Origin of the sequence: Streptomyces bullii (assembly GCF_042657145.1) — a bacterium.
In the GTDB taxonomy this organism is placed as follows: Bacteria; Actinomycetota; Actinomycetes; order Streptomycetales; family Streptomycetaceae; genus Streptomyces; species Streptomyces bullii.
On sequence record NZ_JBHSNY010000007.1, the window covers coordinates 73,090 to 97,202 of the forward strand.

At 71.5% G+C, this 24,113-nt stretch carries 25 protein-coding genes and 1 pseudogene; 9 read left to right on the forward strand and 17 right to left on the reverse strand.

What is annotated here, in order from left to right:
- The first annotated feature begins 106 nt into the window (after positions 1 to 106).
- From ACFPZJ_RS20765 to ACFPZJ_RS20775, 3 genes are all read left to right on the forward strand, one after another.
- Positions 107 to 790, forward strand: coding sequence for a helix-turn-helix domain-containing protein (locus tag ACFPZJ_RS20765; RefSeq protein ID WP_381023686.1), 684 nt, complete (start codon positions 107 to 109; stop codon positions 788 to 790).
- Positions 791 to 867: 77 nt separating this feature from the next.
- Positions 868 to 1,515: a hypothetical protein gene (locus tag ACFPZJ_RS20770; RefSeq protein WP_381023688.1), complete on the forward strand. Its 648-nt coding sequence runs from the start codon at positions 868 to 870 to the stop codon at positions 1,513 to 1,515.
- A 108-nt stretch (positions 1,516 to 1,623) separates the two neighbouring features.
- Entirely contained in the window at positions 1,624 to 1,956 is a 333-nt protein-coding gene (locus tag ACFPZJ_RS20775) for a DUF2516 family protein (RefSeq protein ID WP_381024626.1), read from the forward strand.
- Between the two features lie 121 nt (positions 1,957 to 2,077).
- Here the strand turns inward: ACFPZJ_RS20775 and ACFPZJ_RS20780 are convergent, their stop codons facing one another.
- From ACFPZJ_RS20780 to ACFPZJ_RS20790, 3 genes are all read right to left on the reverse strand, one after another.
- Complete coding sequence (locus tag ACFPZJ_RS20780) at positions 2,078 to 3,421, reverse strand: PP2C family protein-serine/threonine phosphatase (RefSeq protein ID WP_381023690.1); 1,344 nt, start codon at positions 3,419 to 3,421, stop codon at positions 2,078 to 2,080.
- Positions 3,422 to 3,863: 442 nt separating this feature from the next.
- On the reverse strand, positions 3,864 to 4,955 hold the full coding sequence (locus ACFPZJ_RS20785; protein WP_381023693.1) for a C40 family peptidase: 1,092 nt from the start codon (positions 4,953 to 4,955) through the stop codon (positions 3,864 to 3,866).
- A 238-nt stretch (positions 4,956 to 5,193) separates the two neighbouring features.
- Positions 5,194 to 5,979 carry a class I SAM-dependent methyltransferase gene (locus tag ACFPZJ_RS20790; protein ID WP_381024628.1) on the reverse strand — a complete coding sequence of 262 codons (786 nt, stop codon included), beginning with the start codon at positions 5,977 to 5,979 and terminating at the stop codon, positions 5,194 to 5,196.
- Positions 5,980 to 6,224: 245 nt separating this feature from the next.
- Between ACFPZJ_RS20790 and mshA the strand changes: the two genes are divergently transcribed.
- Together mshA and ACFPZJ_RS20800 are read left to right on the forward strand one after the other, a co-directional pair.
- A complete protein-coding gene (mshA, locus tag ACFPZJ_RS20795) occupies positions 6,225 to 7,562 on the forward strand; it encodes a D-inositol-3-phosphate glycosyltransferase (RefSeq protein WP_381023696.1) in 1,338 nt (445 codons plus the stop codon).
- Positions 7,555 to 8,061, forward strand: coding sequence for a type III secretion system chaperone family protein (locus ACFPZJ_RS20800; protein ID WP_381023699.1), 507 nt, complete (start codon positions 7,555 to 7,557; stop codon positions 8,059 to 8,061). The genes mshA and ACFPZJ_RS20800 overlap by 8 nt, the downstream gene beginning before the upstream one ends.
- A gap of 11 nt (positions 8,062 to 8,072) precedes the next feature.
- Here the strand turns inward: ACFPZJ_RS20800 and ACFPZJ_RS20805 are convergent, their stop codons facing one another.
- Together ACFPZJ_RS20805 and ACFPZJ_RS20810 are read right to left on the reverse strand one after the other, a co-directional pair.
- Complete coding sequence (locus ACFPZJ_RS20805) at positions 8,073 to 8,717, reverse strand: class I SAM-dependent methyltransferase (RefSeq protein WP_381023701.1); 645 nt, start codon at positions 8,715 to 8,717, stop codon at positions 8,073 to 8,075.
- A gap of 9 nt (positions 8,718 to 8,726) precedes the next feature.
- Positions 8,727 to 9,572, reverse strand: a complete 846-nt coding sequence (locus ACFPZJ_RS20810; RefSeq protein ID WP_381023704.1) for a helix-turn-helix transcriptional regulator — start codon at positions 9,570 to 9,572, stop codon at positions 8,727 to 8,729.
- Between ACFPZJ_RS20810 and ACFPZJ_RS20815 the strand changes: the two genes are divergently transcribed.
- Both ACFPZJ_RS20815 and ACFPZJ_RS20820 read left to right on the forward strand, forming a co-directional pair.
- Complete coding sequence (locus ACFPZJ_RS20815) at positions 9,571 to 10,047, forward strand: DUF2000 family protein (protein ID WP_381023707.1); 477 nt, start codon at positions 9,571 to 9,573, stop codon at positions 10,045 to 10,047. The two genes, ACFPZJ_RS20810 and ACFPZJ_RS20815, sit on opposite strands and share 2 nt — an antisense overlap.
- 71 nt (positions 10,048 to 10,118) lie before the next feature.
- Positions 10,119 to 11,225 (forward strand): DUF4037 domain-containing protein, encoded by a 1,107-nt coding sequence (locus ACFPZJ_RS20820; protein WP_381023710.1) that lies wholly within the window; start codon positions 10,119 to 10,121, stop codon positions 11,223 to 11,225.
- A 209-nt stretch (positions 11,226 to 11,434) separates the two neighbouring features.
- On the opposite strand, the gene ACFPZJ_RS20825 is transcribed toward ACFPZJ_RS20820, so the two are convergent.
- Positions 11,435 to 12,697, reverse strand: coding sequence for an MDR family MFS transporter (locus ACFPZJ_RS20825; RefSeq protein WP_381023713.1), 1,263 nt, complete (start codon positions 12,695 to 12,697; stop codon positions 11,435 to 11,437).
- A 168-nt stretch (positions 12,698 to 12,865) separates the two neighbouring features.
- On the opposite strand from ACFPZJ_RS20825, the gene ACFPZJ_RS20830 reads away from it, so the two are divergent.
- Positions 12,866 to 13,627, forward strand: a complete 762-nt coding sequence (locus ACFPZJ_RS20830; protein ID WP_381023715.1) for a phosphoglyceromutase — start codon at positions 12,866 to 12,868, stop codon at positions 13,625 to 13,627.
- Positions 13,628 to 13,716: 89 nt separating this feature from the next.
- Here ACFPZJ_RS20830 and ACFPZJ_RS20835 read toward each other — a convergent pair whose 3' ends face one another.
- From ACFPZJ_RS20835 to ACFPZJ_RS20860, 6 genes and pseudogenes are all read right to left on the reverse strand, one after another.
- A complete protein-coding gene (locus tag ACFPZJ_RS20835; protein WP_381023718.1) occupies positions 13,717 to 14,064 on the reverse strand; it encodes a DUF5959 family protein in 348 nt (115 codons plus the stop codon).
- 11 nt (positions 14,065 to 14,075) lie between these two features.
- A pseudogene (locus ACFPZJ_RS20840) lies at positions 14,076 to 14,610 on the reverse strand (IS481 family transposase); the annotation flags it as partial.
- Positions 14,611 to 14,740: 130 nt separating this feature from the next.
- Positions 14,741 to 16,783 (reverse strand): PA14 domain-containing protein, encoded by a 2,043-nt coding sequence (locus tag ACFPZJ_RS20845; RefSeq protein ID WP_381023721.1) that lies wholly within the window; start codon positions 16,781 to 16,783, stop codon positions 14,741 to 14,743.
- Positions 16,784 to 16,845: 62 nt separating this feature from the next.
- Positions 16,846 to 17,715, reverse strand: coding sequence for a hypothetical protein (locus tag ACFPZJ_RS20850; protein WP_381023723.1), 870 nt, complete (start codon positions 17,713 to 17,715; stop codon positions 16,846 to 16,848).
- 122 nt (positions 17,716 to 17,837) lie between these two features.
- Complete coding sequence (locus tag ACFPZJ_RS20855; protein ID WP_381023726.1) at positions 17,838 to 18,278, reverse strand: VOC family protein; 441 nt, start codon at positions 18,276 to 18,278, stop codon at positions 17,838 to 17,840.
- Positions 18,279 to 18,330: 52 nt separating this feature from the next.
- Entirely contained in the window at positions 18,331 to 18,831 is a 501-nt protein-coding gene (locus ACFPZJ_RS20860; RefSeq protein WP_381023728.1) for an MSMEG_6728 family protein, read from the reverse strand.
- Between the two features lie 336 nt (positions 18,832 to 19,167).
- Here ACFPZJ_RS20860 and ACFPZJ_RS20865 point away from each other — a divergent pair, with 336 nt between their 5' ends.
- The gene (locus tag ACFPZJ_RS20865; protein ID WP_381023731.1) at positions 19,168 to 19,443 is read left to right on the forward strand and encodes a hypothetical protein; all 276 of its coding nucleotides are present in this window, start codon (positions 19,168 to 19,170) and stop codon (positions 19,441 to 19,443) included.
- Between the two features lie 123 nt (positions 19,444 to 19,566).
- Here ACFPZJ_RS20865 and ACFPZJ_RS20870 read toward each other — a convergent pair whose 3' ends face one another.
- The 5 genes from ACFPZJ_RS20870 to phoU form a co-directional block, all read right to left on the reverse strand.
- Positions 19,567 to 20,514, reverse strand: a complete 948-nt coding sequence (locus ACFPZJ_RS20870) for a DUF2637 domain-containing protein (protein ID WP_381023734.1) — start codon at positions 20,512 to 20,514, stop codon at positions 19,567 to 19,569.
- Positions 20,515 to 21,016: 502 nt separating this feature from the next.
- Positions 21,017 to 22,471, reverse strand: a complete 1,455-nt coding sequence (locus ACFPZJ_RS20875) for a non-reducing end alpha-L-arabinofuranosidase family hydrolase (RefSeq protein ID WP_381023737.1) — start codon at positions 22,469 to 22,471, stop codon at positions 21,017 to 21,019.
- 201 nt (positions 22,472 to 22,672) lie between these two features.
- Positions 22,673 to 22,924: an SCO4226 family nickel-binding protein gene (locus ACFPZJ_RS20880; RefSeq protein ID WP_381023740.1), complete on the reverse strand. Its 252-nt coding sequence runs from the start codon at positions 22,922 to 22,924 to the stop codon at positions 22,673 to 22,675.
- A gap of 190 nt (positions 22,925 to 23,114) precedes the next feature.
- Entirely contained in the window at positions 23,115 to 23,270 is a 156-nt protein-coding gene (locus tag ACFPZJ_RS20885) for a hypothetical protein (RefSeq protein ID WP_381023742.1), read from the reverse strand.
- A 120-nt stretch (positions 23,271 to 23,390) separates the two neighbouring features.
- On the reverse strand, positions 23,391 to 24,095 hold the full coding sequence (phoU, locus tag ACFPZJ_RS20890; protein WP_381023745.1) for a phosphate signaling complex protein PhoU: 705 nt from the start codon (positions 24,093 to 24,095) through the stop codon (positions 23,391 to 23,393).
- Between the last annotated feature and the right edge of the window lie 18 nt (positions 24,096 to 24,113).

Sequence of the window (24,113 nt, forward strand, 5' to 3'; positions counted from 1 at the left end):
GCCGGGGCTGGCCGGGATCGGCCGTCCGAGGGGTTCCCCGCGTGGCGTGGCGCACTCTTGCAAGCGGGTGCTTGCAATAGTTAGCGGAGTTGGGCAAGGTGGAGACATGGCATCGCTCAACGTCGGCAATCTCGGTGAGTACCTGCGCGAGCAGCGGCGTACCGCGCAGCTGTCGCTGCGGCAGCTCGCCGACGCCGCCGGAGTGTCCAATCCGTATCTCAGTCAGATCGAGCGCGGGCTGCGCAAGCCGAGCGCGGAGGTGCTGCAGCAGGTCGCCAAGGCACTGCGGATCTCCGCGGAGACGCTGTACGTCCGTGCGGGCATCCTCGACGCCGAACGCGACCGCGACGAGGTGGAGACGCGCGCCGTCATCCTCGCCGATCCCACGCTGACCGAGCGGCAGAAGCAGGTGCTGCTCCAGATCTACGAGTCCTTCCGCAAGGAGAACGGCTTCGGAAGCGCCCCGGCGGGCGGGTCCGACGGCGAGGTCACCGGCCTCGCCGCAACGGCCGGCGCCGAGGGGAGGGCCGAGGCGGCGGGAGGGACCGTGGACGCCGAGGCGGTCCGGAGCACCGAGGGCGCCACGGGCGCGACCGAGGCCCCGGGCGCCGACGGGGGCGAGGACGCCGCGGACGCTCCGGACAGCGACACCGCCGTAGGACGTACCCGCACGGGCGACCGTGCCGGCACCGCCGCACGCCGTTCCCGCACCGGCGGCGGAAAGACCGCCGAACGCCGTCACCGCACGGCGGGCGGCAACGACAACGGTCCGCAGCAGACGGCCAGTTGAGCCGGACCAGGGCACCGGCCGCCGACTGCGGACACACAGACCCTCAGCCGAGAAAGAAATCCGGGAGGACCCTCACCATGGCCATCACCGACGACCTGCGCAAGACCCTGAGCAACCCGACCCCGCTCTACTTCGCCGCCGGCACCGCCGACCTCGCCCTGCAGCAGGCCAAGAAGGTGCCGGCCCTGGTGGAGCAGCTGCGCACCGAGGCCCCGGCCCGGATCGAGGCCGTGCGCAACACCGACCCGAAGGCCGTGCAGGAGAAGGCGACCGCCCGGGTCAAGGAGACGCAGGAGACCTTCCAGACCAAGGTCAGCGAGTTCCTCGGCTCCCTCGACGCCGACCTGAAGAAGTTCGGCAGCACCCTCGACAAGGACCTGAAGAAGTTCGGCGAGACCGCCCAGGACCTCGCGCTGCGCGGGGTCGGCGTGGCCGCCGAGTACGCCGTCAAGGCCAGGGAGACCTACGAGAAGGTCGCCGAGCACGGCGAGCAGGCCGTGCGCACCTGGCGCGGCGAGGCCGCCGAGGGCATCGAGGACATCGCCGAGGGCGTGGAGGAGCTGGCCGTGGCCGTCGAGCCGAAGGCCGAGCCGGTCGAGGTGAAGGACGAGGCCAAGCCCGCCGACGCCAAGGCCGCCCAGGCCGCCACGGCGAAGAAGGCCCCGGCCAGGAAGGCCCCGGCCCGCAAGACCCCCGCCAGGAAGACGACCCCGCCCGCCAAGTAAGCGGCGCAATCGGTGGCACGAGCCGGGCACCCTCGGGGTGTCCGGCCCGTTCTACGGGTACGGTGACCGCAGAGGGACGAGCCGATTCGGGTGGTGGACGTTGTGCTGATGCAGGGCTTCGCGGGGTTGATGTGGCTGCTGAGCATGGCCCTGATCGTTTTCAGCGGCTTCGCGTTGATCGATGCCGCCGTACGCCGTGAGGACGCCTACCGCGCGGCCGACAAGAAGACCAAGCCGTTCTGGCTGCTGATCCTCGGGCTCGCCTTCGTGGTGAACCTGCTCTTCCCGATCCTGTCGTTCCTGCCGATCATCGGCCTCATCGCGACGATCGTGTACATGGTCGACGTACGGCCCGCGATCCGCAGCCTCCCGGGCGGCGGCCGCACCGGCCGCGGCTCCAGCAGCGACGGCCCGTACGGCCCCTGGAACGGCGGCCGCTAGAAGCGTCCCTGCCGGCGCGGGGCCGTGCCGACATGCGGTTGCGGCGCCGCCGCCTGGGCGCGACCAGCCGCAGCGGATGCGCGCTCCGTCTGCGCCGACACGCGGAACGGGGGCAGGCCGTTCACCCCGCCCGATCCAGCAGCAACACGGCCACGTCGTCCGTCAGCTCGCCCCCGTTGAGGTCCCGCACCTCGTTCACCGCCGCCCGCAGCAACGCCTCCCCCCGCAGCCCCTCGGAGAGCTGGCGGCGGACCATCTCCACCATGCCGTCCTGGCCGAGCCGCTCCCGGCCCTCGCCGACACGGCCCTCGATCAGGCCGTCGGTGTAGAGCATCAGGCTCCACTCGGCGCCCAGCTCCACCTGCATACGCGGCCAGCGGGCACCTGGAAGCAGGCCGAGGGCCGGGCCGTTGTTGTCGTACGGCAGCAGCCGCGCGGGCCGGCCCGGGCGGACCAGCAGCGGCGACGGGTGCCCGGCCAGGCACAGGCCCGCGCGGCGGCCGTCCGGCGCGATGTCGACCGTGCACAGGGTCGCGAAGATCTCGTCGTCGGCGCGCTCGTGCTCCAGCACCTGCTGGAGTGTGCCCAGCAGCTGGTCCCCGCACAGGCCCGCCAGCGTCAGCGCGCGCCAGGCGATGCGCAGCTCCACGCCGAGCGCGGCCTCGTCCGGGCCGTGCCCGCAGACGTCGCCGATCATGGCGTGCACGGTGCCGTCCTGGGTGCGGACCACGTCGTAGAAGTCGCCGCCGAGCAGCGCGCGCGAGCGGCCCGGGCGGTAGCGTGCGGCGAACCGCAGGGAGGAGCCCTCCAGCAGCGGGGTCGGCAGCAGGCCGCGCTCCAGACGGCGGTTCTCCTGGGCGCGCATACGGCCCTCGGCGAGCCGCCGCTCGGCGGTGTCGGAACGCTTGCGCTCCACGGCGTACCGGATCGCCCGGCTGAGCAGCCGGCCGTCCAGCTCGTCGCGGAAGAGGTAGTCCTGGGCGCCCACGCGCACCGCCTCGGCGCCGCGCTCGGCGTCACCGGACGCGGTGAGCGCGAGGACGGCGTGCCGGGGCGCGAGCTTCAGCACGTGCTTGAGCACGGCCAGCTCGTCGTCGTCACCGTCGCCCGCCCGGCCCGGCGCCGGCAGCGCCAGGTCCAGCAGGATGCAGTGGACGTCGTCGGTGAGCAGCCGCTCGGCCTCGGTGAGGTTGCGCGCGGTACGGACGCGGATCGGCTTGCCGGCCTGGTCGAGCAGGTCGGGCACGATCGGCGAGCCGCCCGGGTCGTCCTCGATGAGCAGCAGCGTCAGGTTCGCGTGGGCGGTGTGGTTCTCGACCTGGTCCTTGGTGTTCCCGGCCTTGGCCTCCTCGCGCGGGGCAGCCCCCAAGGAGTCCTTGGAAGTGCCGCCGCCCAGGGGCGCGGCCTGCGCCTGACCACTCTCCACGGCCGGGATCGCTCTCTGCCGCGGTACGGGTACGGGCATCGTTTGAGTTCCTTCCCTCCCCCCGAGGGCACGGCGGGGGCGAGGGGTCTCGACCCACCGACGGGGACCATAGCGGGTGTCGGCGCCGCAGTGGAATGGTGTGAGGCACGCCGCTGCGCCCTCGGCCACTGTCATATGCCGCGATATGTACCGCAGTTGGACAGGGGAAGTGTGCCGCGGGGATGACGAACGTCACGTCCGCACCGGGTTTGCCGGGGCGTTGAGCGTGGGCTGGGTCACGTGGGACAAGTCACCGACACGTTTGCCGACCGGTTGGCCTGCGCTCCACGCCATCCGGTCTGCGCTCCACACGAGTCGGCCAGGCGCCCCACGCCAGCCGGCCACGCGCCCCACGCGAGCCGGCCATGCGCCCCACGCCAGCCGGCCAGGCCTCACGCCTCCGGACATGTCGCCCGGCGTCGCCTCCACGGCCGGTGCCGGCCTACGCGTCCGGCCGGACCACTCCGAGGATCGGCATCGTGCCCGCCCCCGCGATCGTCACCGTCCGCCCCGGCCGGGGGGCGTGCACGATGGAGCCGTCGCCGATGTACAGGGCGACGTGGCTGGCGTCGTCGAAGTAGATGACGAGGTCGCCGGGGCGCATGTCCTCGATGTCGACGTGCTTGAGCCGCTTCCACTGCTCCTGGGAGGTGCGCGGAATGCCCTGCCCGGCCGACGCCCAGGCCTGTGAGGTCAGCCCGGAGCAGTCGTAGGTCTTCGGGCCCTCGGCGCCCCACTGGTACGGCTTGCCGAGCTGGGCGGTGGCGTACTCGACGGCCTTCCTGCCCTGCTCGGAGGCCTCGCCGGTGATCTCGTCGAGGATGCCGGAGTCGAGCCAGGCGGTCTGCGCCTGCTGCGCGGCCTGCCGCTCCAGCTCGGCGAGGCGCTCCCTTTCGCCCTTCTCCAGCTCGGACTCGAGCTTCTCGGCCGCCGCGATCTGCTTCTCGATCTCGCGCTGCGCCGCGGCCTTGGCCTTGCGGCCCGCCTCCAGCTTCTTCAGCTGGGCGGTCGCGTCCTGCGCGTACTGCTCCAAGTCCTGCTGGGTACGGATCAGTTCGCCGAGCAGGCCCTTCGTGGCGTGCTCGCCCTGGCGGACCCGGCGCGTGCCGTCGAGGAACTCCTGCGGGTCGTCGCTGAGCATCAGGTGCGCCTCGGGCGGCAGCCCGCCGTTGCGGTACTGGGCGCGGGCCGCGGCGCCCGCGCGGTCCTTCAACTCGGCGAGTTTCTCCCGACCCTCGACGATCTTCTTCGCGAGCCGGGCGATGTCGGCGGACTGCTGCTTCGCCTTCTCCTCGGCGGCGTTGTACTCGTCGGTGGCGACGGCCGCCGCCCGGTACAGCTTGTCGAGCCTGTCGCGGACCGCCTCCAGGTCCCTGCCCGGCACCGGGGTCGGGCTCGCGCCGACAGAGGGTGGCGTGCTGGGGTTCGGTGCGGGGGCCGGGCTCGCGAACGCCGTGCCCGGTGCCGCCAGCACGGTGACCGCGCAGACCACGGTCACGGCCGCCGTGATCAGGCCGCGCTTACCCGTTCCCATACCCCATCCCCCAAACGTGGTTAACCACCAGTAACTTCGGCGTCCGGGGGATGCTGCCATGCCGACGTCCAAAGCGACAGAGGTCGTACGTGTGCTGGTACTTCCTCCCTCCCCGCCTCGTCATGACGATCCCCCCGCGAGTGTGACGAACGACTCACGGAGATCGTTCCCCGGGGAGCACGCCCGGGCGCGTCGCGGCCCGGCCGTCCGCGTCCGGGCGGGTCCCGCCCCGGCCGCGTCAGCCGCGCGGCGCCAACGCCTCCCAGCGCAGGGTGACTTCGCCCTGCCGCCACCGCACCGGCCCGTCCGTCACCGGCCAGTCGGCGCTCAGGTCCCGCACCGCCCGGATCCAGCGCTGCCGGGCGCCGTAGGAGGCATAGGGCGCGGCGGCCGCCCAGGCGCGGTCGAAGTCCCTCAGGAAGGCGTGCACCGGCTCGCCGGGGACGTTGCGGTGGATGAGCGCCTTCGGCAGGCGTTCCGCCAGGTCCGAGGGGCGCTCCAGGGAGCCCAGCCGGGTCGCGAAGGTCACCGTGCGCGGACCCTCGGGGCCGAGGGCCACCCACACGTGCCGGCGTCCGATCTCGTCGCAGGTCCCCTCCACCAGCAGCCCGCCACGGGAGTGTTCCGTCGCCGGTGCCAGACGGGCGCACAGCCCGGCCCAGACAGCGGCGACCTGTTCCTCGTCGTACTGCCGCAGGACGTTGGCTGCGCGGATGAGCAGGGGCCGCCCGGGGACCGGGACCTCGAACCCGCCGTGCCGGAAGACGAGCCCCTCGCGCTCGTACGGCCGGGCCGCCGCGACCCGCGCCGGTTCGATCTCGACGCCGACCACGCGCGCGCGTGGGGCGACCGTACGCAGGCGGCCGAGCAGTTCGACGGCCGTCCAGGGGGCTGCCCCGTACCCCAGGTCGACCGCGACCGGGTCGGTGCGGCGGCGCAGTTCGGCGCCGTGCGTGGCCGCGATCCAGCGGTCCATGCGGCGCAGCCGGTTGGGGTTGGTCGTCCCGCGCGTCACCGTTCCCACGATGGGGGCCCGCCCGCTCGGGCGAAACCGAGAGCGGGGGAGGGAGGCGGCGCGGGATGTCATGCGTACGAGGGTAGGGGGCCGGAACGGCCACGCAGCCCATAGTCGAACGGTTGAGCGAGCAGCGGTAATGATTGGGCAAAAACCGCCCGTGCGGAAATGGAGCGGCCCCGTCCGGTGTTGCACCTCCTCGGAGGGCCCGTGCGCCCTGCGAAGGCATGCCCTGAAGCGAGGAGGAACGCCACGTGAGCCACTACATCGGCAGGCTCGGGCGGCGCTCCCCGGCCGTACCGCCGCGCCTGAGGCTGCACCGCAGGCCCCGCCGCGTGGCCATGCTCTCCGTGCACACGTCCCCGCTGCACCAGCCCGGCACCGGCGACGCCGGCGGCATGAACGTCTACATCGTGGAGCTCGCGCAGCGCCTCGCCGCGCTGGGCATCGAGGTCGAGATCTTCACGCGCGCCACCGCCGCCGCCCTCCCGCCGACCGTGCAGCTCGCCCCGGGCGTCCTCGTCCGCCATGTCGACGCCGGCCCCTACGAGGGCCTCGCCAAGGAGGACCTCCCCGCCCAGCTGTGCGCTTTCACGCACGGCGTGATGCAGGCCTGGGCCGGCCACCGCCCTGGCCACTACGACCTGGTCCACTCCCACTACTGGCTCTCCGGCCACGTCGGCTGGCTCGCCGCCCAGCGCTGGGGCGTCCCGCTGGTGCACGCCATGCACACCATGGCCAAGGTCAAGAACGCCAACCTGGCCGACGGCGACACCCCCGAGCCCGCCGCCCGCGTCATCGGCGAGACCCAGATCGTCGACGCCGCCGACCGCCTCATCGCCAACACGGCCGAGGAGGCCGACGAACTCGTCCGGCACTACGCAGCCGATCCGGCCAAGGTCGCGGTCGTCCACCCCGGGGTGAACCTGGCCCGCTTCTCTCCGGCCGACGGCCGCGCCGCAGCCCGGGCCCGCCTCGGCCTGCCGCAGGACGCCCTGGTCCCGCTCTTCGCGGGCCGCATCCAGCCCCTCAAGGCCCCCGACGTGCTCCTGCGGGCCGTGGCCGCCCTCCTCGACGAGCGCCCCGAGCTGCGCTCCCGCGTCGTCGTCCCCGTCGTCGGCGGCCCCAGCGGCAGCGGCCTCGCGAGGCCCGAGGGGCTGCAGAAGCTCGCGGCCCGCCTCGGCATCGCGGACGTCGTACGGTTCCGCCCGCCCGTCGGCCAGGAGCAGCTCGCGGACTGGTTCCGCGCCGCCTCCCTGCTCGTCATGCCCTCCTACAGCGAGTCCTTCGGCCTGGTCGCCATAGAGGCCCAGGCGGCGGGCACGCCCGTGCTCGCGGCCGCGGTCGGCGGGCTCCCGGTCGCCGTGCGCGACGGACACACCGGCTTCCTGGTGCGCGGCCACGACCCCGCCGACTACGCGCGCGTGCTGCGCGACTTCGCCGACGACCCGGCACTGACGGACCGCATGGGCGCCGCCGCGGCCCGGCACGCCCAGTCCTTCGGCTGGGACACCGCGGCCGCCGCCACCGCGGACGTGTACACGGCCGCGCTGCAGGCGCACCGGCGTCGCGTACGCTCCCACCATGGCTGAAGCGGAGCGGCAGGCGGCACAGGTCATCGAGGGCGCCCTGAAGGACGCCGGTGTGGAGTGGGAGAGCCCCGAACCGGGCACGTACGTCGCGAAACTCCCGGGCACCCGCAAGCTGTCGACGACGGTGTCGCTCATCGTCGGCCGCCACTCGCTGTCGCTGAACGCCTTCGTCATCCGCCACCCCGACGAGAACGAGGCGGCCGTCCACCGCTGGCTGCTGGAACGCAACCTCAAGCTGTACGGGGTGAGTTACGCCGTCGACCAGCACGGCGACGTCTACGTCACCGCCCGGCTCCCGCTGTCGGCCGTCACCGCGGACGAGGTCGACCGGCTGCTCGGACAGGTCCTGGAGGCCGCCGACGGCAGTTTCAACACCCTCCTGGAACTCGGCTTCGCGAGCGCCATCCGCAAGGAGTACGCCTGGCGCGTCTCACGCGGCGAGTCGACCCGGAACCTGGAGGCCTTCACGCACCTGCTCGAACGGCCCGCCGGAGACTGACGGCCGGCGGTTCAGGTCCTCCACAGCACGTCGTACCCGACGAACTCGAACATCCGCTCTCCCGGCACGAGGGGGCGGTGTTCGCCGGTGAACCGGTGGGCGCCGACGGCCTGGGCGAGCGACGGATCCGACACCCACAGGCGGGCGAACCCGCGCTGCTCCAGCCAGGCACAGACCTGCGGAACGAGGTCGGGGGCCTTGCGGTTGCGGGTCCAGATCAGGGTGCCCCCGGTCCGGCACAGCCGGGTGCAGTGGTCCAGGATGCGTTCGACGTCGGCGTCGGTGACGTTGCCGAGCGTGCCGCAGACCAGGACGAGATCGGCGGGCGCCAGGTCGACGTAGTGGTCGGTCAGCGAGGCGTCGGCGGCGACGACCTCGACACCGGCGAGCCCCGCGGCCCGCGCCGCACCCCGCGCGACCTCGACGTTCCGCTCGTCCAGCTCGACCAGACGGGCCCGCACGTCGTCCCGGCGTGGGTGATCGGCGAGCACGCCGATCAGGTCACGCCCCTGCCCCGCGCACAGACTGATCGCCGTCAGCGGCCCCGGCGGGGCCTCGTCGAGGGCGCGCCGCACACGGTCCTGGACGAGCGTCAGCCGTCGCGCCAGGAACGAGCCGGAGGAGTCGTACGCGTCGTGCCACCTGTGCCAGTCCACGCTCGGACACTACGACCGCGAACGCCCGGACGACGAGGCCTTTTTCACCGCCGTCGCCGCATACCGCCCCGGCGGCACACCCACCAGCCGCCGGAAGTGGCGCGTGAGATGGGACTGGTCGAAGAACCCGGTCGCCGAGGCCACCTCCCCCGGCGGGAGGCCGTCGAGGAGCAGCCGGCGGGCGCGGCCCACACGGCGCGACATCAGGTACTGGTGCGGGGCTATGCCGTACGCGCCGCTGAACGCCCGGACGAGATGGGCCGGATGGGCGTGCAGGAGCCCGGTGGCCTCCTCCAGGCTCAGCCCCTCAACGACCCGCTCGTCGAGCAGCTCGCGCAGTCGGCGCGCGAGCACCGGATCACGCCGCGGGGCCGGCGCCTGGGCTCTGGGCCGCAGATGGGCCCGCAACCGCTCGCCGACGAACGCCAGCCGGCTCTCGGCCTCCAGCTCGTCCCCGGGCCGCACCAGTGCCGCGTGCACCTGCCCGACGCGCCGCCGCAGCAGCGGATCACGCAGGTCGGGCCCGTCCACGGCGGCCCCGATGAGGTCGTCGGGCAGATGCGTGCCGTCCAGATAGAGCACCCGTTTGCGGAAGCCGTCCGGTGTCGCGGCCGAGCCGTTGTGCGGCACGTGCGGCGGCAGCAGCGACACGGTGTCGAGCGGGGTGCCGTGCTCGTGCCGGTCCAGGTCGTACCGTACGGCCCCGTCGTCGACGATCAGCAGCGTCCACGCCTCGTGCACGTGCATCGGATACGCGTACCGCGTGAACCGGGCGTGGAAGACCTCGACGACGCCCGGGACGCGGGGCCGCCACGCGGAGACGTTCTGCTGGGGGGCGTTGCCCTGCGGGCCCATGCAAAGAACGTACAAGACCGCGCCCTGCGGCTCCCGGCAGTCTCGCTCCATGAGCACTGAACCCCTCCGCTTCGACACGAAGATCGCCGTCCTGCTGCGCGAGGACCTGGAACCCTGGCAGCGCCTGAACGTCACCGCCTTCCTGGTCAGCGGCCTCGGCACCGAGGTCCCCGAGGTGATCGGCGCACCGTACGAGGACGCGGACGGCGTGCCCTACCTGCCGATGTTCCGCCAGCCGGTGCTGGTCTTCGAGGGCACCAAGGAGACCCTGACGACGGCCCACGCGCGCGTGCTGTCCCGCGCCCTGCCGCGCGCGGTCTTCACGTCCGACCTCTTCACGACGGGCAACGACCGCGACAACCGCGCGGCCGTACGGGCGGTCCGGACGGGGGAGCTGGACCTGGTCGGGCTGGCGGTGTACGGGCCGAGGAACGCCGTGGACAAGGTGGTGAAGGGGGCGCGGATGCATCCGTGAGCCCGGTCGCCGCGCGCCCGCAACGCGATAATGGATGGCCCCGAAGGCGGGACCCCCGGGACAGTGGGGGCATGACGGTGTCCGGTGGCGGCAGGTTCATGCCCGGTGTCGAACTGTCCCGCGTCCTCTACGACGAGGCCGTACGGCCGGTCCTCCGCGACGCCTTCCCCAGGCTGCGGTACGCGGCCGCCCGGGTCGGCAGCGGTTCGGAGGTGCTCGGCCTCGACACCCCGCGGTCCGCGGACCACGAGTGGGGTCCGCGGCTGCAGCTCTTCCTGACGGCCGAGGACCGCGCCCGGTACGGCGCCGACATCCGTCGCGTCCTGGCGGAGCGGCTGCCGAAGCGGGTGCGCGGCTGGCCCACCCACTTCCGGGACAGCGACGATCCGCTGGACTCCTCCGGGCTCATGACGCCGACCGAGGGCCCGGTCGACCACCGCGTGGACGTGCACGACCTCGACACCTGGCTCTCCCGCCGGCTCGGCCTGAGCTCGGCCGACGCCGAGCCGGGGGTGCGCGAGTGGCTGGCGATGCCGCAGCAGCGGCTGGCCGAGACCACCGGCGGCGCCGTGTTCCACGACGGCCTCGGCGCCCTCACCGCCGTCCGGCGCAGGCTGGAGTGGTACCCGGACCAGGTGTGGCGCCACCTGCTGGCCTGCCAGTGGCAGCGCCTGTCGCAGGAGGAGGCGTTCGTGGGGCGCTGCGCGGAGGTCGGCGACGACCTCGGCTCGGCCGTCGTGGCCGCCCGGCTGGTGCGGGACCTGATGCGGCTGTGCCTGCTGCTGGAGCGCCGGTACGCCCCGTACAGCAAGTGGCTCGGCAGCGCGTTCGGCCGCCTGCCGGCGGCGGCGTCCCTCACGCCCTCGCTGCGCGGAGCACTCGCGGCGACGGACCACCCCACCAGGGAGGCGCACCTGTGCGACGCCTACGAGACGGTCGCCGCCCTGCAGAACGCCTCCGGACTCGCCGCCCCGGTCGACCCCCGGCGCCGCCCCTACCACTCGCGCCCCTTCCTGGTCCTGCGCGCCGACCGCTTCGCCCAGGCACTGGCCCGCACCGTCACCGACCCCACTCTGCGCACGCTGCCGCCGGTGGGAGCCGTGGACCAGTGGGCGGACAACACCGATCTGCTCTGCCGGCCGCGGATCCTCCGGGCGGCGACGGATGCCGTGGAATGAACGGCTCCGCACCCGCACCGAGAAGCCGCTCCGCACCCGCACCGAGAAGCCGCTCGTCGCCCGCACCCGAAGAGCCGCTCGTCGGACGTCCGGACGAACCACTCCTCGGAGGAGCTGCTCGTCGGACGCGCGGAGGACCACTCCTCGGAGGCGCCGAGGAACCACCCGTCGGAGGCCCCGAGGCACTGCTCCTCGTACGGGCCCGGCCCTCACCCCGCAGCGGCCTCCGCCTTCGCCCCGGTGGCTCCCGGCACCACACCCGGCTCCGGCTCCGGCAGCCGCCGCATCAGCAGCCCGTACCCGAGCCCGGCGACCGTACCGACCACCGCGCACAGCCCCCACAGCCACTCCGCCCCCAACCGGTCGATCACGAAGCCGGCCATCAGCGGGGCGACGAGGGAGGCGACGGACCAGGACAGGGTGTACATGCCCTGGTAGCGCCCGCGGCCGTGCAGCGGGGAGAGGCGTACGACGAGACCGGTCTGCGTCGGCGCGTTGACGATCTCGGCCAGTGTCCACACGCAGACGGTGAGCGCGAAGACGCCGATCGACCCGGCGAAGGCGGTGAGCCCGAAGCCGTACCCGGCGAGCAGCGACGACACCACGAGCAGCCGCCGGGCGTCCCGGTGCTGGATGAACCGGGTCACGGGAATCTGCAACGCCACGATCAGGACGCCGTTGACGGCGATCACCATGCCGTAGTCGGCCGGACTGAATCCGGCCCGGCCCATCGCCACCGGCAGGCCGACGGCGCCCTGCTGGAAGACGAGGGCGATCAGGAAGGACAGCCCGACGACCCCCATGAAGCGCCCGTCGCGCAGCACGGCACCGAGCCCGACACCGTCACCCGGGGCCTCCTCGCTCCCCGCCCCGCCCGCCGGACGCGACTCGGGCAGCTTCAGGAAGACGACCACGGCACACACCATCGTCATCCCCGCCTCGATCAGGAACCCGGCGAGATAGCTGACCTCAGCGATGAACCCCGCCGCCACGGACGAGACGGCGAAACCCAGGTTGATCGCCCAGTAGTTGAGGGAGAAGGCACGGATACGGTCCTCGGGCCGCACGATGTCGGCCATCATCGCCTGCACCGCCGGCCGGGAGGCGTTGGACGCCATGCCGACGAAGAACGCCACGACGGCGATGGAGACCGGATCCCGCACGAACCCGAGAACCGCGATGGACACGGCCGTGGACGCCTGCGCCACCAGCAGGGTCGGCCGCCGCCCGAGCCGGTCGGTCATCACCCCGGCCCCCAGCGAGGAGACCACCCCGCCGAGGCCGTGCAGGGCGGCGACCAGACCGGCGTACGAGGCGGAGTAGCCGCGGTCGAGCGTGAGGTACAGCGCCATGAAGGTGGCGACGAAACCGCCGAGCCGGTTCACCAGCGTGCTGGTCCACAGCCACCAGAAGGCCCGCGGCAGCCCCGAGACGGTCTCCCGGACGGCACGTCCGGCACGAACGAACGGCATGGATCCCCCACCAAGATCAGCACACCACCCGATGTAAGCGGCTCGGGCGGCAGGCACAACTTACGACCCGGGTGTCTGTGGGGGCCACTCAATTAACGGAACCCGTCGACCGTCCGCCCTGCGGGCGGGGCGCGCGAGCGATCAGGGGGTTCGATTACGCTCGGGGCCATGGCCGACGCACCGTACAAGCTGATCCTCCTCCGCCACGGCGAGAGCGAGTGGAACGCGAAGAACCTGTTCACCGGCTGGGTGGACGTGAACCTCAACGAGAAGGGCGAGAAGGAGGCGCTGCGCGGCGGAGAGCTGCTCAAGGACGCCGGCCTGCTGCCCGACGTGGTCCACACGTCCCTCCAGAAGCGCGCGATCCGCACCGCGCAGATCGCCCTGGAGGCCGCCGACCGGCACTGGATCCCGGTCCACCGCAGCTGGCGCCTGAACGAGCGCCACTACGGCGCCCTGCAGGGCAAGGACAAGGCGCAGACCCTCGCCGAGTTCGGCGAGGAGCAGTTCATGCTGTGGCGCCGCTCCTACGACACCCCGCCGCCCCCGCTGGAGGACGGCGCCGAGTTCTCCCAGTCGGACGACGCGCGCTACGCGACGATCCCCCCGGAGCTCCGCCCCCGCACGGAGTGCCTGAAGGACGTCGTCATCCGCATGCTCCCGTACTGGTACGACGGCATCGTCCCCGACCTCCTGTCCGGCCGCACGGTCCTGGTCGCAGCCCACGGCAACAGCCTCCGCGCCCTGGTCAAGCACCTGGACGGGATCTCGGACGCCGACATCGCGGGCCTGAACATCCCGACGGGCATCCCGCTGTACTACGAACTCGACGCCGACTTCAAGCCGGTCACCCCCGGCGGCAAGTACCTGGACCCGGAGGCCGCGGCGGCAGCCATCGAGGCGGTCAAGAACCAGGGCAAGAAGAAGTAACGCAACGCCATTGCGCCCCCGACCTGCGATTTCCTCGCGGGTCGGGGGCTTGTTGGTGGGGCTGGGCCGTCAGGTGCCAGGCCGGGCCGTCAGACGTTGGTGGCGCGCCGCCACTCGTAGGAGCCGGGTGAAGTCTCGACGACCTCGCGGGGATAGACCTCCCGCACCCGGGCGAGCAGGTCGCGCTGCTCGCTGGCCCACGCCTCTGGTGGTGCGAACAGCGGGAGGCTGACACTGACGCCCGACGACGGCCCGTCGTGAACGGACACCCAGAGCCCTCGGCTCTCGTCAGGCTTGAACTTCATCGAGGGAGTCCGGCCGGATTCGAGCCACATGGCGAACCGACCGGACTCCAGCGTTGCCAAAGCGTCTTCCCACTCCTCCAGGTCCTCAGGGAGGAGGGTCACCGAGAAGTGGGCGCTGACGGACTCCGCCACGACGACGATCTCAGCTCTTGGCCGTGGAAGACACGGATCACGTCCTCGCTCAGGTGGGCGGTGACGACCTGGTGGGCATAGCCGCGGCCGAGCTGTATGCGTTGTCCGGCGACCATGAAGCCGCCAACGCCGCTGACCGTCCGCTCGGCGATCTGCTCGGCGGGCGGAGGCAGCAGCGGTGGCGGTCCGGCCGAACGGCCTCCTTGCGGGCGCCCGCAGGCAGAGGGCGGCAAAAGGGCTGGGCAAGGTGGCCTGCAGAACACGCTGCTCGTCCAGGACCTGCAGCACTTTGCCGTCGAGCCGGAGGGTGACCGGCTGTCCGGCGAACGGCCAGCCGACCGGGACCTTGTCACCTCCAAGACCGACGTAGCCGACCGCGTTGACGGTCCGGTCCACCTCCACCGCCCCCTTCGTGTCCTGGCCTGGGCCTGGGTCGTTCGCCCAGGGGCCAGCAGGTCGGGCGCGTCCACCGGCCAGCAGAGCCTTGAGGTCCCGGCCGGACAGCTTCGAGGGCAGCGTCTTGTGCCGGCCACCGCCGATGAGGACGCGCCGGACGCTTACGGGGCCATGATCACTCGCCCTAAAGCAGCTCCCGGCCAAATTCGTTCCGCCGACCTTTCGCGTCAGCGACCCACCGCCACTGGGCGAAGCACAGCTTTAGGTGAATGACCTCTAGCTAGACGCGGTCCTGGAAGACGGTGTACCAGGGGTACGTCCCCACCACGGCGCCGTCGGCCGTCACGGCCTCCAGCGTGTAGAAGTATGTGTTCCCCTTCGTCGCCGTGGCGTCCTCCCACGTCCGGGCGTCCGCCGGGAGCAGTCCGTCGTGCTGGGGCTCGTACGCCTTGGTCACCGGGTTCCACCGGCTCACGCGGTAGCCGATGACCGTGGCGCAGCGGGCCGTGTCGGTGCACTGCCAGTCGACGGACGGACGAGTGGTCGTCCGGTTGTGGCTCAGGCTGCCGAGGCTCCAGTCCCGGGTGACGGTCACGGACGGCCGGACGTCGAGCTCGGTGGCCTCGACCACGGTGACCTTCGGGTCGCTCGGGTGCAGCGTGTTGCCCCAGTGGTCCTTGGCCATCACCGCGTACACGTGCGCCTCGCCGTCCGGCAGGTTGCCGCAGAGGATCGCGAGCCAGTTGCTCGTGCCATCCGAGCAGGTGTCGGGGCCGAGCCACTTGACCGTGCCGTCGGCCTGCCGGACGCCCTTCCACACCACGTACTCGTCGATGTCGTCCTCGGGCGAGGCGGCCCAGCTCACCAGCATGCCGTCGTTGCGCGGGGTGACCTTCACGCCGGTGACCGGGCCGGGCGCCACGGTGTCGCCGGTGCGGACGACGACCGGCGCGGAGTACGCCGACTCGTTGCCGTACGGGTCCACCGCCGTGACGGCGTACGTCACGTACGTGTTCGCGGGCATGTCCACGTCGTAGCAGTTGCCGCCGTTGCTCGCCTCGTGGCTCTCCTCCGCGACGCAGGTCACCTGGGTGCGCGCGGTCGGGTCGAACGTCTTGCCGGGCGAGCGGTACACGCGGTAGAGCCCGCCGTTGTCCCAGTCCTCGTAGAAACCGTCGGGCTGGCTCCAGTGCACGTTGGTGTAGCCGGGGCGGGCGCTGGCGGTGACGCCGGTCGGGGATTTCGGTGGCATCCGGTCGACGCCGTCGCTGGTGACCGTCGCGTACGCCCCCGGGTTGCCGGCTGCGTCGAGGGCCCGGACCCGGTAGTACGTGTTCGTGTTCACGGCGCCGCTGGTCCGGTACGACGTCGTGGTCGTCGTACCGCGCAGCTCGAACGGTCCGGCAGCCGCGGACGAGGCGTACACCTCGTACTTCGCCGTGTCGGCGACTCCCTGCCAGTTCAGGGTGTCCCACCACCCTTCGCCGGTGGCGACCGTGAGTCCGGTGGGGGCGGCCGGCCCGGTGCGGTCGACGGTCGTCGCCGTCACGTCCGGGCTGCCGGTGGACTCGCGGCCTGCCTTGTCGACGGCGCGGACCTCGTACAGGAAGGTCTGGCCGGTGGCGGGCGGGGCGTCGACGAAGGACCGGGTGGTCAGCAGGGACGTCCCGCTGACCTTGGCCCAGCTGGTGGCGCTCAGCCGGCGGTACACGCGGTACCCGGCGAGGTCCATCTCCTTGTTGGCGGTCCAGCGCAGGGTGGTCTTGGCCGTCGTCCAGTCGTACGCGGCGGTGAGGCCGGTCGGGGCGAGCGGCTTGACCGTGTCGACGGCGGCCTCGGTGCGCGGGGTGTACGTGAAGGCGGCGTTGGCGACGCCGGTCCATGCGACGTAGTCCACGCGGATCGTGTGCTTGCCGGCCGGGATGGTCAGGTCGACGGTCTTGCGGGCGGTGGTGGAGACGTTCTTCCACAGGTCGATCTTCCGCACACCGTCGACGTAGACGCGCATGCCGTCCTGCGTGGCGGCGGAGAGCCGGAAGGGGCCGCCGGAGCCGAAGTCACGGGTGAGGGACCAACGGACGGAGAAGTTGTCCTTGGGCAGCGTGACGCCGGCCGGGTCGCCGTACCCGTAGTTCTCGCTGATGGCGGTGTCGCAGGCGGTGAGCTTCGGCGTGCCGCTGAAGGTGGAGTTGCCGAAGTACTGCGCCCTCCAGACGGGAGAGGTGCAGGTGACCGCCGCGGAGGCGGGGGCGGCGGTGATCAGGCCGCCGGTGGTGGCGAGCGCCGCCGTCGCGGCCAGCGCGGACAGCCGGGTACGAGTCATCACAGAGAGTGGGCCCCTTCTGGACCAAGGGAAAGCATGTGAAACGGCGACGCCTGTGTGACTCATGAGGCGGGGGCAGGGTTGCCCTTCCCCGCTGGCCGAGCCCCTCCGGCTCCGGACACCCGCCGGGCTCCGGACAGTCCTTCGCTCCAGGCCCAGGCCGCGCGACCATGCCCCGGGGCCCCGGGGTCCCGGGACGGGCAGGCCGGCGTTGTCGTCGAAGCCGCCCGCGACCGACGAGTCGATGATCTTCCGGATGGCGGGGACCGCCCGCGAAGCCGAGTGGTCCAGCCCGTCCCCGCGCGCACCCTGACCGATCGGAGAAGGTCCCGCCAGAAGGGGACCGTCGTTTTCGGGTTCCAGCTGTCGTCGACGGCGCCCCGCGCCTCACCGAACTCGCGGTGGATGTAGTCGTCCAGGTCGAGCCCGTAGTAGATGATGTCGGTCTGGCACACCGAGAGCACCGGGTGCCCGAAGTTTCCCCGGCCGGTGGGCAGGTACCGGTGGGCATACACGGGTACCAGCACCGGCACCTCCGCCAGGTGACGCCGTGCCGTCTCCACAGACGCCGTCTGGTCGGCCGGGCGCTCGCCCCAGCCCGCGTACCAGAACCCGTTGCGCTCCACATCGAACAGAACACCCTCGACCGGCCCGGCGAGTTGTCGACGCAGGCTGTCCACGTCACCGGCGCGCCACTCCGGCCAGGGCCTGTCCCAGGTCTGTCCGTCCTCGGGAGGGACGTTGACCGGAAGGCCTGCCGCGAGGAACGCTCGGTGGTCGTCGGCGAACTCGAAGCCGAACTCACGCTCGATGCGCGCGAATTCGACGTCCGTCAGCCCCGGCTCGAACTCGTACCGGCCCGTCTCCGTCAGGCGGCGCGCGGCCGCCGCACCCAGACTTGCTTGCTCCCTCGCTCCTGACCACCGCCGCACGCTAGCGCCACCCGAGCCCCACAGTCATGGGCATGTGTGCGCGGGCTCATCTCACGGAGCCGTGGTGTCGGCGGCTCCACCATGAGGCCGGGCGAGGCCGGGCGTTCGCGAGCCGGGGGCTTTCAGCCGAGTTCCTCCGCCAGTGCCACGATGATGCCCTCGGGGCCGCGGACGTAGCAGAGCCGGTACTTGTCCTCGTACCGCTCCACCTCGCCGATCAGTTCGGCGCCGTGGGCGCGCAGGCGGGCGAGGACGTCCTCGATGTCCTCGACGGCGAACATGATGCGACGGATGCCCAGCGTGTTCACCGGTGCGTAGCCCGGCTCGGCGCTGATCGCTGCCGGCGTGTGGAACTTCGTCAGCTCGATCCCGCCATGGCCGTCCGGCGTCCGCATCATCGCGATGTCGCCCCGGACGCCGTCGAGCCCGACGACACGGTCCACCCAACGTCCCTCGACCAGCATCTCGCCTTCCAGCTCCATACCCAGCGCGGCGAAGAACGCAATAGCGGCCTCGAGGTCGTCGACGACGATGCCGACGTTATCCATGCGCTGAATCGTCATCTTCCGATCCTAAAGGGGCGGTCGATTTCTCGGACGGAATTTCCTTGGCCCTTTACTTCCCGCGAAGGGAATCCCCGGAAAGGGCGTCTCCCGCCCGGTCCGATGTCGGCCAGACATACGGCAGGTCATCAGGAACGTCACTGAAGTGCGGTGCGTACGCGGTCGGGTCCTTGCGCAGCAGCGCCGAGCGGTGGCTGCGGTGAAAGGCCTCGTCGCCGAGCCAAGGAGGCAGTTCGCCGGCGGCAGCCAGGGCCGCCTGGTCGCGCAGCGGGCCGCCGGGGCGGACGGCGCGGAGGTCGGCGACCAGCGTGGCCGCGCAGCTGTCCTGATGACCTTGTTCACGCCACACCCTGCACACTTCGAGTCCGTACCGGACCAGCGCCTCCTCGTACCCGGCCCACATCCGGACCGCTGGATGGTGACGCCACCCGTAACCCGGCACGACGAGTCCCCGAAGGACCTGCAGTGCCTCGACCCGCTGCTTGCCCAGCCGGCGACGGTCCAGGACCACGGCCGACGCGGCGAAGTCGGGATACGGCAGGAAAGTCTGCATGCCATCGTCCTTCGACGAGTCACGAGTCACGAGTCACGAGTCACGAGTCACGAGTCACGAGCCACGAGTCACAGTCCACCAGTCACTGAAGCGACAGCCCGCGCGAGGGAGAGCTCATGCGGTCTGTGCACGCGAGTACCACGTCCGGCGCTCATGCCATCACGCCACCTGGGCGGCGGCGCACCTGCCCGGCAGGTTGAAAAGGAAAATAAAAAGGCGCCGCCAATTTCCCGGATCGCGGGTGTTGTTGAGGAAAAGGGGCACTCTGAGCTATGGCCAGCGCGGGACGCTGCCGCCACCTTCCCCCCACTACCGGCCAGTGACCGGGAGAGCACCATGATCGTCAAGAAAATGCACGAAATGGGCGTCCGTAGCGAGCACGCCTACATGGCCGCCTTCACGTCCATCGGACTCACCGTCGCCGCCTGGATGGTCAGCCTCAAGGCCGAACCGGGCACCGGGCTCGCCCGCGCCGACCGGTGGGGCCTCTTCGTGGGCGAGTGGGCTCCCACCTTCTTCGGCCTCGGCATCGCCCTGTCCCACTACGAACAGCACGACGGAACCCTCACCGCCAGCGTCCACGACCTGCGGCAGCACCGCGCGGCCGGCTGAGCGGCCCCGGCAGCGGGGAGCTGCGGTGGTGTCCGCCCGGGCGGACACCACCGTCCTCACCGTGAGGGGCGCGCTTCCGGCAGGAAACGCGCCCCATAAGCGTCTGTACGCCTCGTAGTGTCTCTACGCCTCGTTCTCATGCGGCTTGGTACGGGGGACCGAGTCCCGCCCAGGGCACCCGGCCCGGGCCCGCGACGGCCGCAGGCGATGGCGGGGAATGGGCCGGTGAGGCGGGCGGGTCAGCGTGATCTGGCGTACGAGCTGCTGAAAGCAGGCCAGGGACGCGAGTCCGGGCAGGGCCGTCGCCGAGATGTCGACGGCGGTCCTGGGGGCCTGGGCCACCGAGAGAAGGATGGCGATCGACGAGAAGATCAGGACGACGCACCACGAGTGAACGGCGCGGCGCTGGTGCAGTGCGGCCCGCAGGACCGAGAGGGACGCGGCGAGCCAGGGGCCGTACACCAGCAGGGGCCACCACGAGGCGACACCGCTCTGCGCCCCGGACTCGGCGGCGTCGCGCAGCGGGTTGTAGGAGGCCAGCCCGCTGATGAAACTCACCGCGGAGGCGATGAGGGCCACCGCGGCGGCGATGACGCAGCTGACGGTCCGGGCCAGACCCGGGCGTTGCCGCACCTTGCGGTGGCCTCGTGGCGCCGCCTTCAGCGGTGGCAGTTCCGCCGTGATGTCCTGGAGGTTCCTCAGGTGGGAGCCGGTACCGGCACCCGCAGCCGGGTCACCGGCCAGGGCCTCGGCCCCGGGGCCTCGGACACCGAGACCTCCGGCAGCGGGCATGTCGCCGCCGGGACCTTCGCCACCGTGCCTTGCGCCGCCGGCGCCACGTCCGTGGCCCGGGATTCCGTCACCGGGCCCGCCGTCCGCCGGTCGGTCGTCGCGCGGAGTGGGAAACCTCCGAGCACTCTGCTCCTGGCTCTCGCGGAGCAGGCCCTCCTGGAGCATGAAGGCGAGTTCCTCGGCCGGGTCCCAGGTCGCGTCCGGTGGCACCAGCGGATGAGGGGCGGCGCTGGTGGGGGCGCGGTGTCGGCCGGTGCCCGTTTCGCTGAAGTCGTACATGGCGAGGGCTGATCATTCCGCTCGGGCGAACGTGGGCCGGCCCGTCGCGCTCATCCACCGCCGGTCGAGCTCGTCCTCCAGCGCTCGCATGGCGTCGATGAAATCTCGTAGGAGGGGCTCCGTCGCTCTCAGTGCGATGAGGCGTCCGTCCCTGGTGAGAGTTCCGTCGACGGTCGTGGATGAGCGTCCCGGTGCGGGAATGTAGGTGTAGGAGCCCATCTTTACCGCCCGTTCCACAGTCGAGTCCTCTCACTCACGGCTCACGACCAGGCCGAATGTTCCCTTTTGCGGTCGCCTCGCTCGTATCCCGACTAACGTCTGTCCGCTGCGGCGGATGCGCGGCAAACGGGTGAAGGGTTTTGTGACGAGTTTCTTTTGTTAATACTGTCCCGGCGCTGTATCGCGCTTCCAGCCCTACATATCCCTTTATGACAAGCACAGGGCGGGGAGCGGCTTCCCGTGAAGATGGCCCGGGACCGCCGGGCCACCCCCGTCCCGTCGCTCAGCAGGTCGAGTTGGTCTGCGTCAGCAGTCCCAGCCGCCAGGGCAGCAGGTTGTACGGGTCCGTAGCCGCCGGGTCCATGCCCTGGTACAGGAAGCGCAGGTTGCACGGGCTGATGGTCAGGGTCTGGTCCACGCCGTTGCGGATCAGTTCTCCGTGGCTGATGTCCCGGGTCCAGGGTGTGCCGTCGAACGTGACGTTGTTGGCCCGGGCGAACGGGTTGGCCTCGGTGTCCGCGAGGGGCTGCCAGGGGCCGGTGATGGCCGGGGCGGTCCACGACCGGAACATGCGTTTGCCGTCACCGCCGATCGCCTCGACCATCAGCAGGAACGTGTCGGTGCCCGCGACCTTGTACACGTTGGGCGCCTCGAACAGGCGGAACTTGTTGGCGTCCTGCATCGCGATGACGGTGTTGCCCATGCCGTTCGGGAAGTCGGCCACCGTCGTCTCCGAGCGGTACAGGTGGCCGTTGTCGTCCGAGGAGAACAGGTAGCACTTGGCGCTGTCGCAGATCACCCAGAAGTCGACCCAGTAGCCGTTGCCGATGTTGTCCCTGATGATCTGCGGCATGCCGCCGGCGTAGAACTTTTTCGGGGCGCTCCAGGACCTCGGGTCGGCGATGTTCGCCGTCGTCGAGTACGCGGCGTTGTCACCGGTCTGGAACACGAGGTACCAGAGCTTCTGCGGCGCGAAGTAGAAGACCTGCGGGGCCGCCTTGTACCCCGTGCCGATCGCGGTCTGGTCCAGGTAGTGGTGCTGGGCCGCGTTCGCCTGCGACCAGTCGGTGAAGTTGAGGTACACCATGCTGTACGCGCCGCTGTTGTTCGTGGTCGTGGCGAACACGTGGTAGCGGCCGTCGTGGTACACGACCGACGGGTCCTTCACGGCCCGGATGCTGTGCGTGGCGTCCGACTTGGGCCCGATCAGCGGGCCGCTGGAGCGCCACCGGAAACTCGACGGCAGGCCGGCCGCGGGACCGGCGACCTCGACGTCGAGGTAGTCGACGTTGGGCAGGCCGGCCGCGGTGGTCGGGTTCAGCCGGACGGTGTTGCCGCCCGCGTTCAGCTGGACGGTCAGCGTCTTGGTGGCCCAGGTCGACCAGGCGCCCGTGGCCTCGTACGACGGTGTCTGGACCGTCGATCCGTTGACGAGGAGCGCGGCCGGGCGGGCGGTGGCCGTCCCGTTGGCGAAGCGGACTCGCAGCGTCGCCGTGCCGGCGGCCGGCGCGTTCACGGTGAACTGGGCGTACGCTCCCGCCGCGTTGACGCCGTTGCAGAAGCCGCTGCCGGAGAAGCCGGGGTAGTTGGAGTCGAGGGAGCCGGTGCAGACCGACGGCGAGGTCTCCGCCTCGTGGCGCGTCGTGGCGGCGTGTGCCGCGGTGCCGGGTAACGCGACGAGCAGGAGGCTCAGCAGCCCTAACAGGCCGGTGAACGCGGACAGGGTCTTCAGGCGCATGGCGGACTCCACGGGGTCGGCTCGGTGGTCCACAGGCACAGGCGAGAACGTGAAGAACTGGCAAGAGCCGGCGACAGCTGGCGACCAGCGGGGGAAGCGCTTTCCCCCGGCGGACGCTAAAGACTTGCCTTGAACACGTCAATAGCCGTGTACGTGATCGGTGTACCGGTGTGTGAACCGACCCCCGTGTGCCCGTGGGAGCTACTGCACCGTCAGAGGCACCGGGTGGATCTCGTCCGCCTTGTGCCCGGCGCGTTCGTGGATGCGCTGGACCGCCTCGGCGGAGGGGGCCTCGGACAGGCAGTAGACCGTGCCGGAGTCCGGGTCCGCCCAGGCCGTCTCGAAGTGGACCTTCTCCTCCTTCTCTATGGCCAGGTCGGCGTTGTGGGCCTCACGCAGCTGGTCTTCGGTGATGCCCTTCATGTTGTGGTGGACGTCCATGAACTTGGCCATGGCCCCGCACCTCCTCGTCGCGTGTGCGCTCGCCCCCTCTTTCATGCTGCGCCCCTGACGCCTGCGCGGCGACCGGTGCCCGGACCGCCCCGGGCCCGCACGCCGAAGGCCAGCGCACGCCGAAGGGCCCCGGCGGCAGCGCCGGGGCCCTTCACCGTCGTACGGGATCAGCCGTACGCCACTTCTCGTCTCAACCGCACTGGCAGGGGCTGCCCGACTGGCAGCCGCAGCCGCAGCCCGAGCCGCAGCCGCACGCGGCGATCAGCATCAGGTTCTTGATCTCGGCGGGCTGCTCGGTCTCGCGTTCCTGCGTGGGGTCGGGGGTCGGGATGGGGGATTCGGCCATGGTCCCTCCTCAAGGCTGGAGCCTGTGCCCATTGGACGCCCGCGGGGCTGGGCGCATCAACGGCGCACTGTGGCTCGGACGCGCCTCGGCGAAGCCCCGGCCGACCCCTTTCGCGCCTGCTCAGGCGCTCTCGGCGCCCGCCACCGGCTGGATCTCCGGCTGGATGTCCGCGGCCTGGATCTCGTCCGCGTGCTCGCCGGTCACCAGGTACACCACCCGCTTGGCGACCGAGACGGCGTGGTCGGCGAACCGCTCGTAGTAGCGGCCGAGCAGCGTGACGTCGACGGCCGTCTCGATGCCGTGCTTCCAGCGGTCGTCCATCAGGTGCTGGAAGAGGGTGCGGTGCAGCAGGTCCATCGCGTCGTCGTCCTGCTCCAACTGGAGCGCCAGGTCGACGTCCTTGGTGACGATCACCTCGGCCGCCTTGGCCATCAGACGCTGGGCGAGCTGGCCCATCTCCAGGATGGTGGCGTGCAGGTCCTGCGGGACCGCCCGGTTCGGGTAGCGCAGCCGGGCCAGCTTCGCCACGTGCTGGGCGAGGTCGCCGGAGCGCTCCAGGTCGGCCGACATGCGCAGCGACGTGACGACGATACGCAGGTCCGTCGCGACCGGCTGCTGCCGCGCCAGCAGGGCTATGGCCCGGGCCTCCAGGCCGTGCTGGAGCTCGTCGACCTTGGCGTCGGCCTCGATCACGCTCTCGGCCAGCTTCAGGTCGGAGTCGAGGATGGCGGTCGTGGCGCGCCCGATCGCCGACCCGACCAGCCGGGCCATCTCCACCAGACCGTCGCCGATCGAGTCCAGTTCCTCGTGGTACGCGTCCCGCATCAGGGTTCCCTCTCGTAC

What these genes read in the sequence shown, in the direction of transcription:
- ACFPZJ_RS20765 (WP_381023686.1), top strand. Translation starts at nt 107, where the DNA reads ATGGCATCGCTCAACGTCGGCAATCTCGGTGAGTACCTGCGCGAGCAG.
- ACFPZJ_RS20770 (WP_381023688.1), top strand. Translation starts at nt 868, where the DNA reads ATGGCCATCACCGACGACCTGCGCAAGACCCTGAGCAACCCGACCCCG.
- ACFPZJ_RS20775 (WP_381024626.1), top strand. Translation starts at nt 1,624, where the DNA reads ATGCAGGGCTTCGCGGGGTTGATGTGGCTGCTGAGCATGGCCCTGATC.
- ACFPZJ_RS20780 (WP_381023690.1), bottom strand. Translation starts at nt 3,421, where the DNA reads ATGCCCGTACCCGTACCGCGGCAGAGAGCGATCCCGGCCGTGGAGAGT.
- ACFPZJ_RS20785 (WP_381023693.1), bottom strand. Translation starts at nt 4,955, where the DNA reads ATGGGAACGGGTAAGCGCGGCCTGATCACGGCGGCCGTGACCGTGGTC.
- ACFPZJ_RS20800 (WP_381023699.1), top strand. Translation starts at nt 7,555, where the DNA reads ATGGCTGAAGCGGAGCGGCAGGCGGCACAGGTCATCGAGGGCGCCCTG.
- ACFPZJ_RS20815 (WP_381023707.1), top strand. Translation starts at nt 9,571, where the DNA reads ATGCAAAGAACGTACAAGACCGCGCCCTGCGGCTCCCGGCAGTCTCGC.
- ACFPZJ_RS20810 (WP_381023704.1), bottom strand. Translation starts at nt 9,572, where the DNA reads ATGGGCCCGCAGGGCAACGCCCCCCAGCAGAACGTCTCCGCGTGGCGG.
- ACFPZJ_RS20820 (WP_381023710.1), top strand. Translation starts at nt 10,119, where the DNA reads ATGACGGTGTCCGGTGGCGGCAGGTTCATGCCCGGTGTCGAACTGTCC.
- ACFPZJ_RS20825 (WP_381023713.1), bottom strand. Translation starts at nt 12,697, where the DNA reads ATGCCGTTCGTTCGTGCCGGACGTGCCGTCCGGGAGACCGTCTCGGGG.
- ACFPZJ_RS20830 (WP_381023715.1), top strand. Translation starts at nt 12,866, where the DNA reads ATGGCCGACGCACCGTACAAGCTGATCCTCCTCCGCCACGGCGAGAGC.
- ACFPZJ_RS20845 (WP_381023721.1), bottom strand. Translation starts at nt 16,783, where the DNA reads ATGACTCGTACCCGGCTGTCCGCGCTGGCCGCGACGGCGGCGCTCGCC.
- ACFPZJ_RS20855 (WP_381023726.1), bottom strand. Translation starts at nt 18,278, where the DNA reads ATGACGATTCAGCGCATGGATAACGTCGGCATCGTCGTCGACGACCTC.
- ACFPZJ_RS20860 (WP_381023728.1), bottom strand. Translation starts at nt 18,831, where the DNA reads ATGCAGACTTTCCTGCCGTATCCCGACTTCGCCGCGTCGGCCGTGGTC.
- ACFPZJ_RS20865 (WP_381023731.1), top strand. Translation starts at nt 19,168, where the DNA reads ATGATCGTCAAGAAAATGCACGAAATGGGCGTCCGTAGCGAGCACGCC.
- ACFPZJ_RS20870 (WP_381023734.1), bottom strand. Translation starts at nt 20,514, where the DNA reads ATGTACGACTTCAGCGAAACGGGCACCGGCCGACACCGCGCCCCCACC.
- ACFPZJ_RS20875 (WP_381023737.1), bottom strand. Translation starts at nt 22,471, where the DNA reads ATGCGCCTGAAGACCCTGTCCGCGTTCACCGGCCTGTTAGGGCTGCTG.
- ACFPZJ_RS20880 (WP_381023740.1), bottom strand. Translation starts at nt 22,924, where the DNA reads ATGGCCAAGTTCATGGACGTCCACCACAACATGAAGGGCATCACCGAA.
- ACFPZJ_RS20885 (WP_381023742.1), bottom strand. Translation starts at nt 23,270, where the DNA reads ATGGCCGAATCCCCCATCCCGACCCCCGACCCCACGCAGGAACGCGAG.
- phoU (WP_381023745.1), bottom strand. Translation starts at nt 24,095, where the DNA reads ATGCGGGACGCGTACCACGAGGAACTGGACTCGATCGGCGACGGTCTG.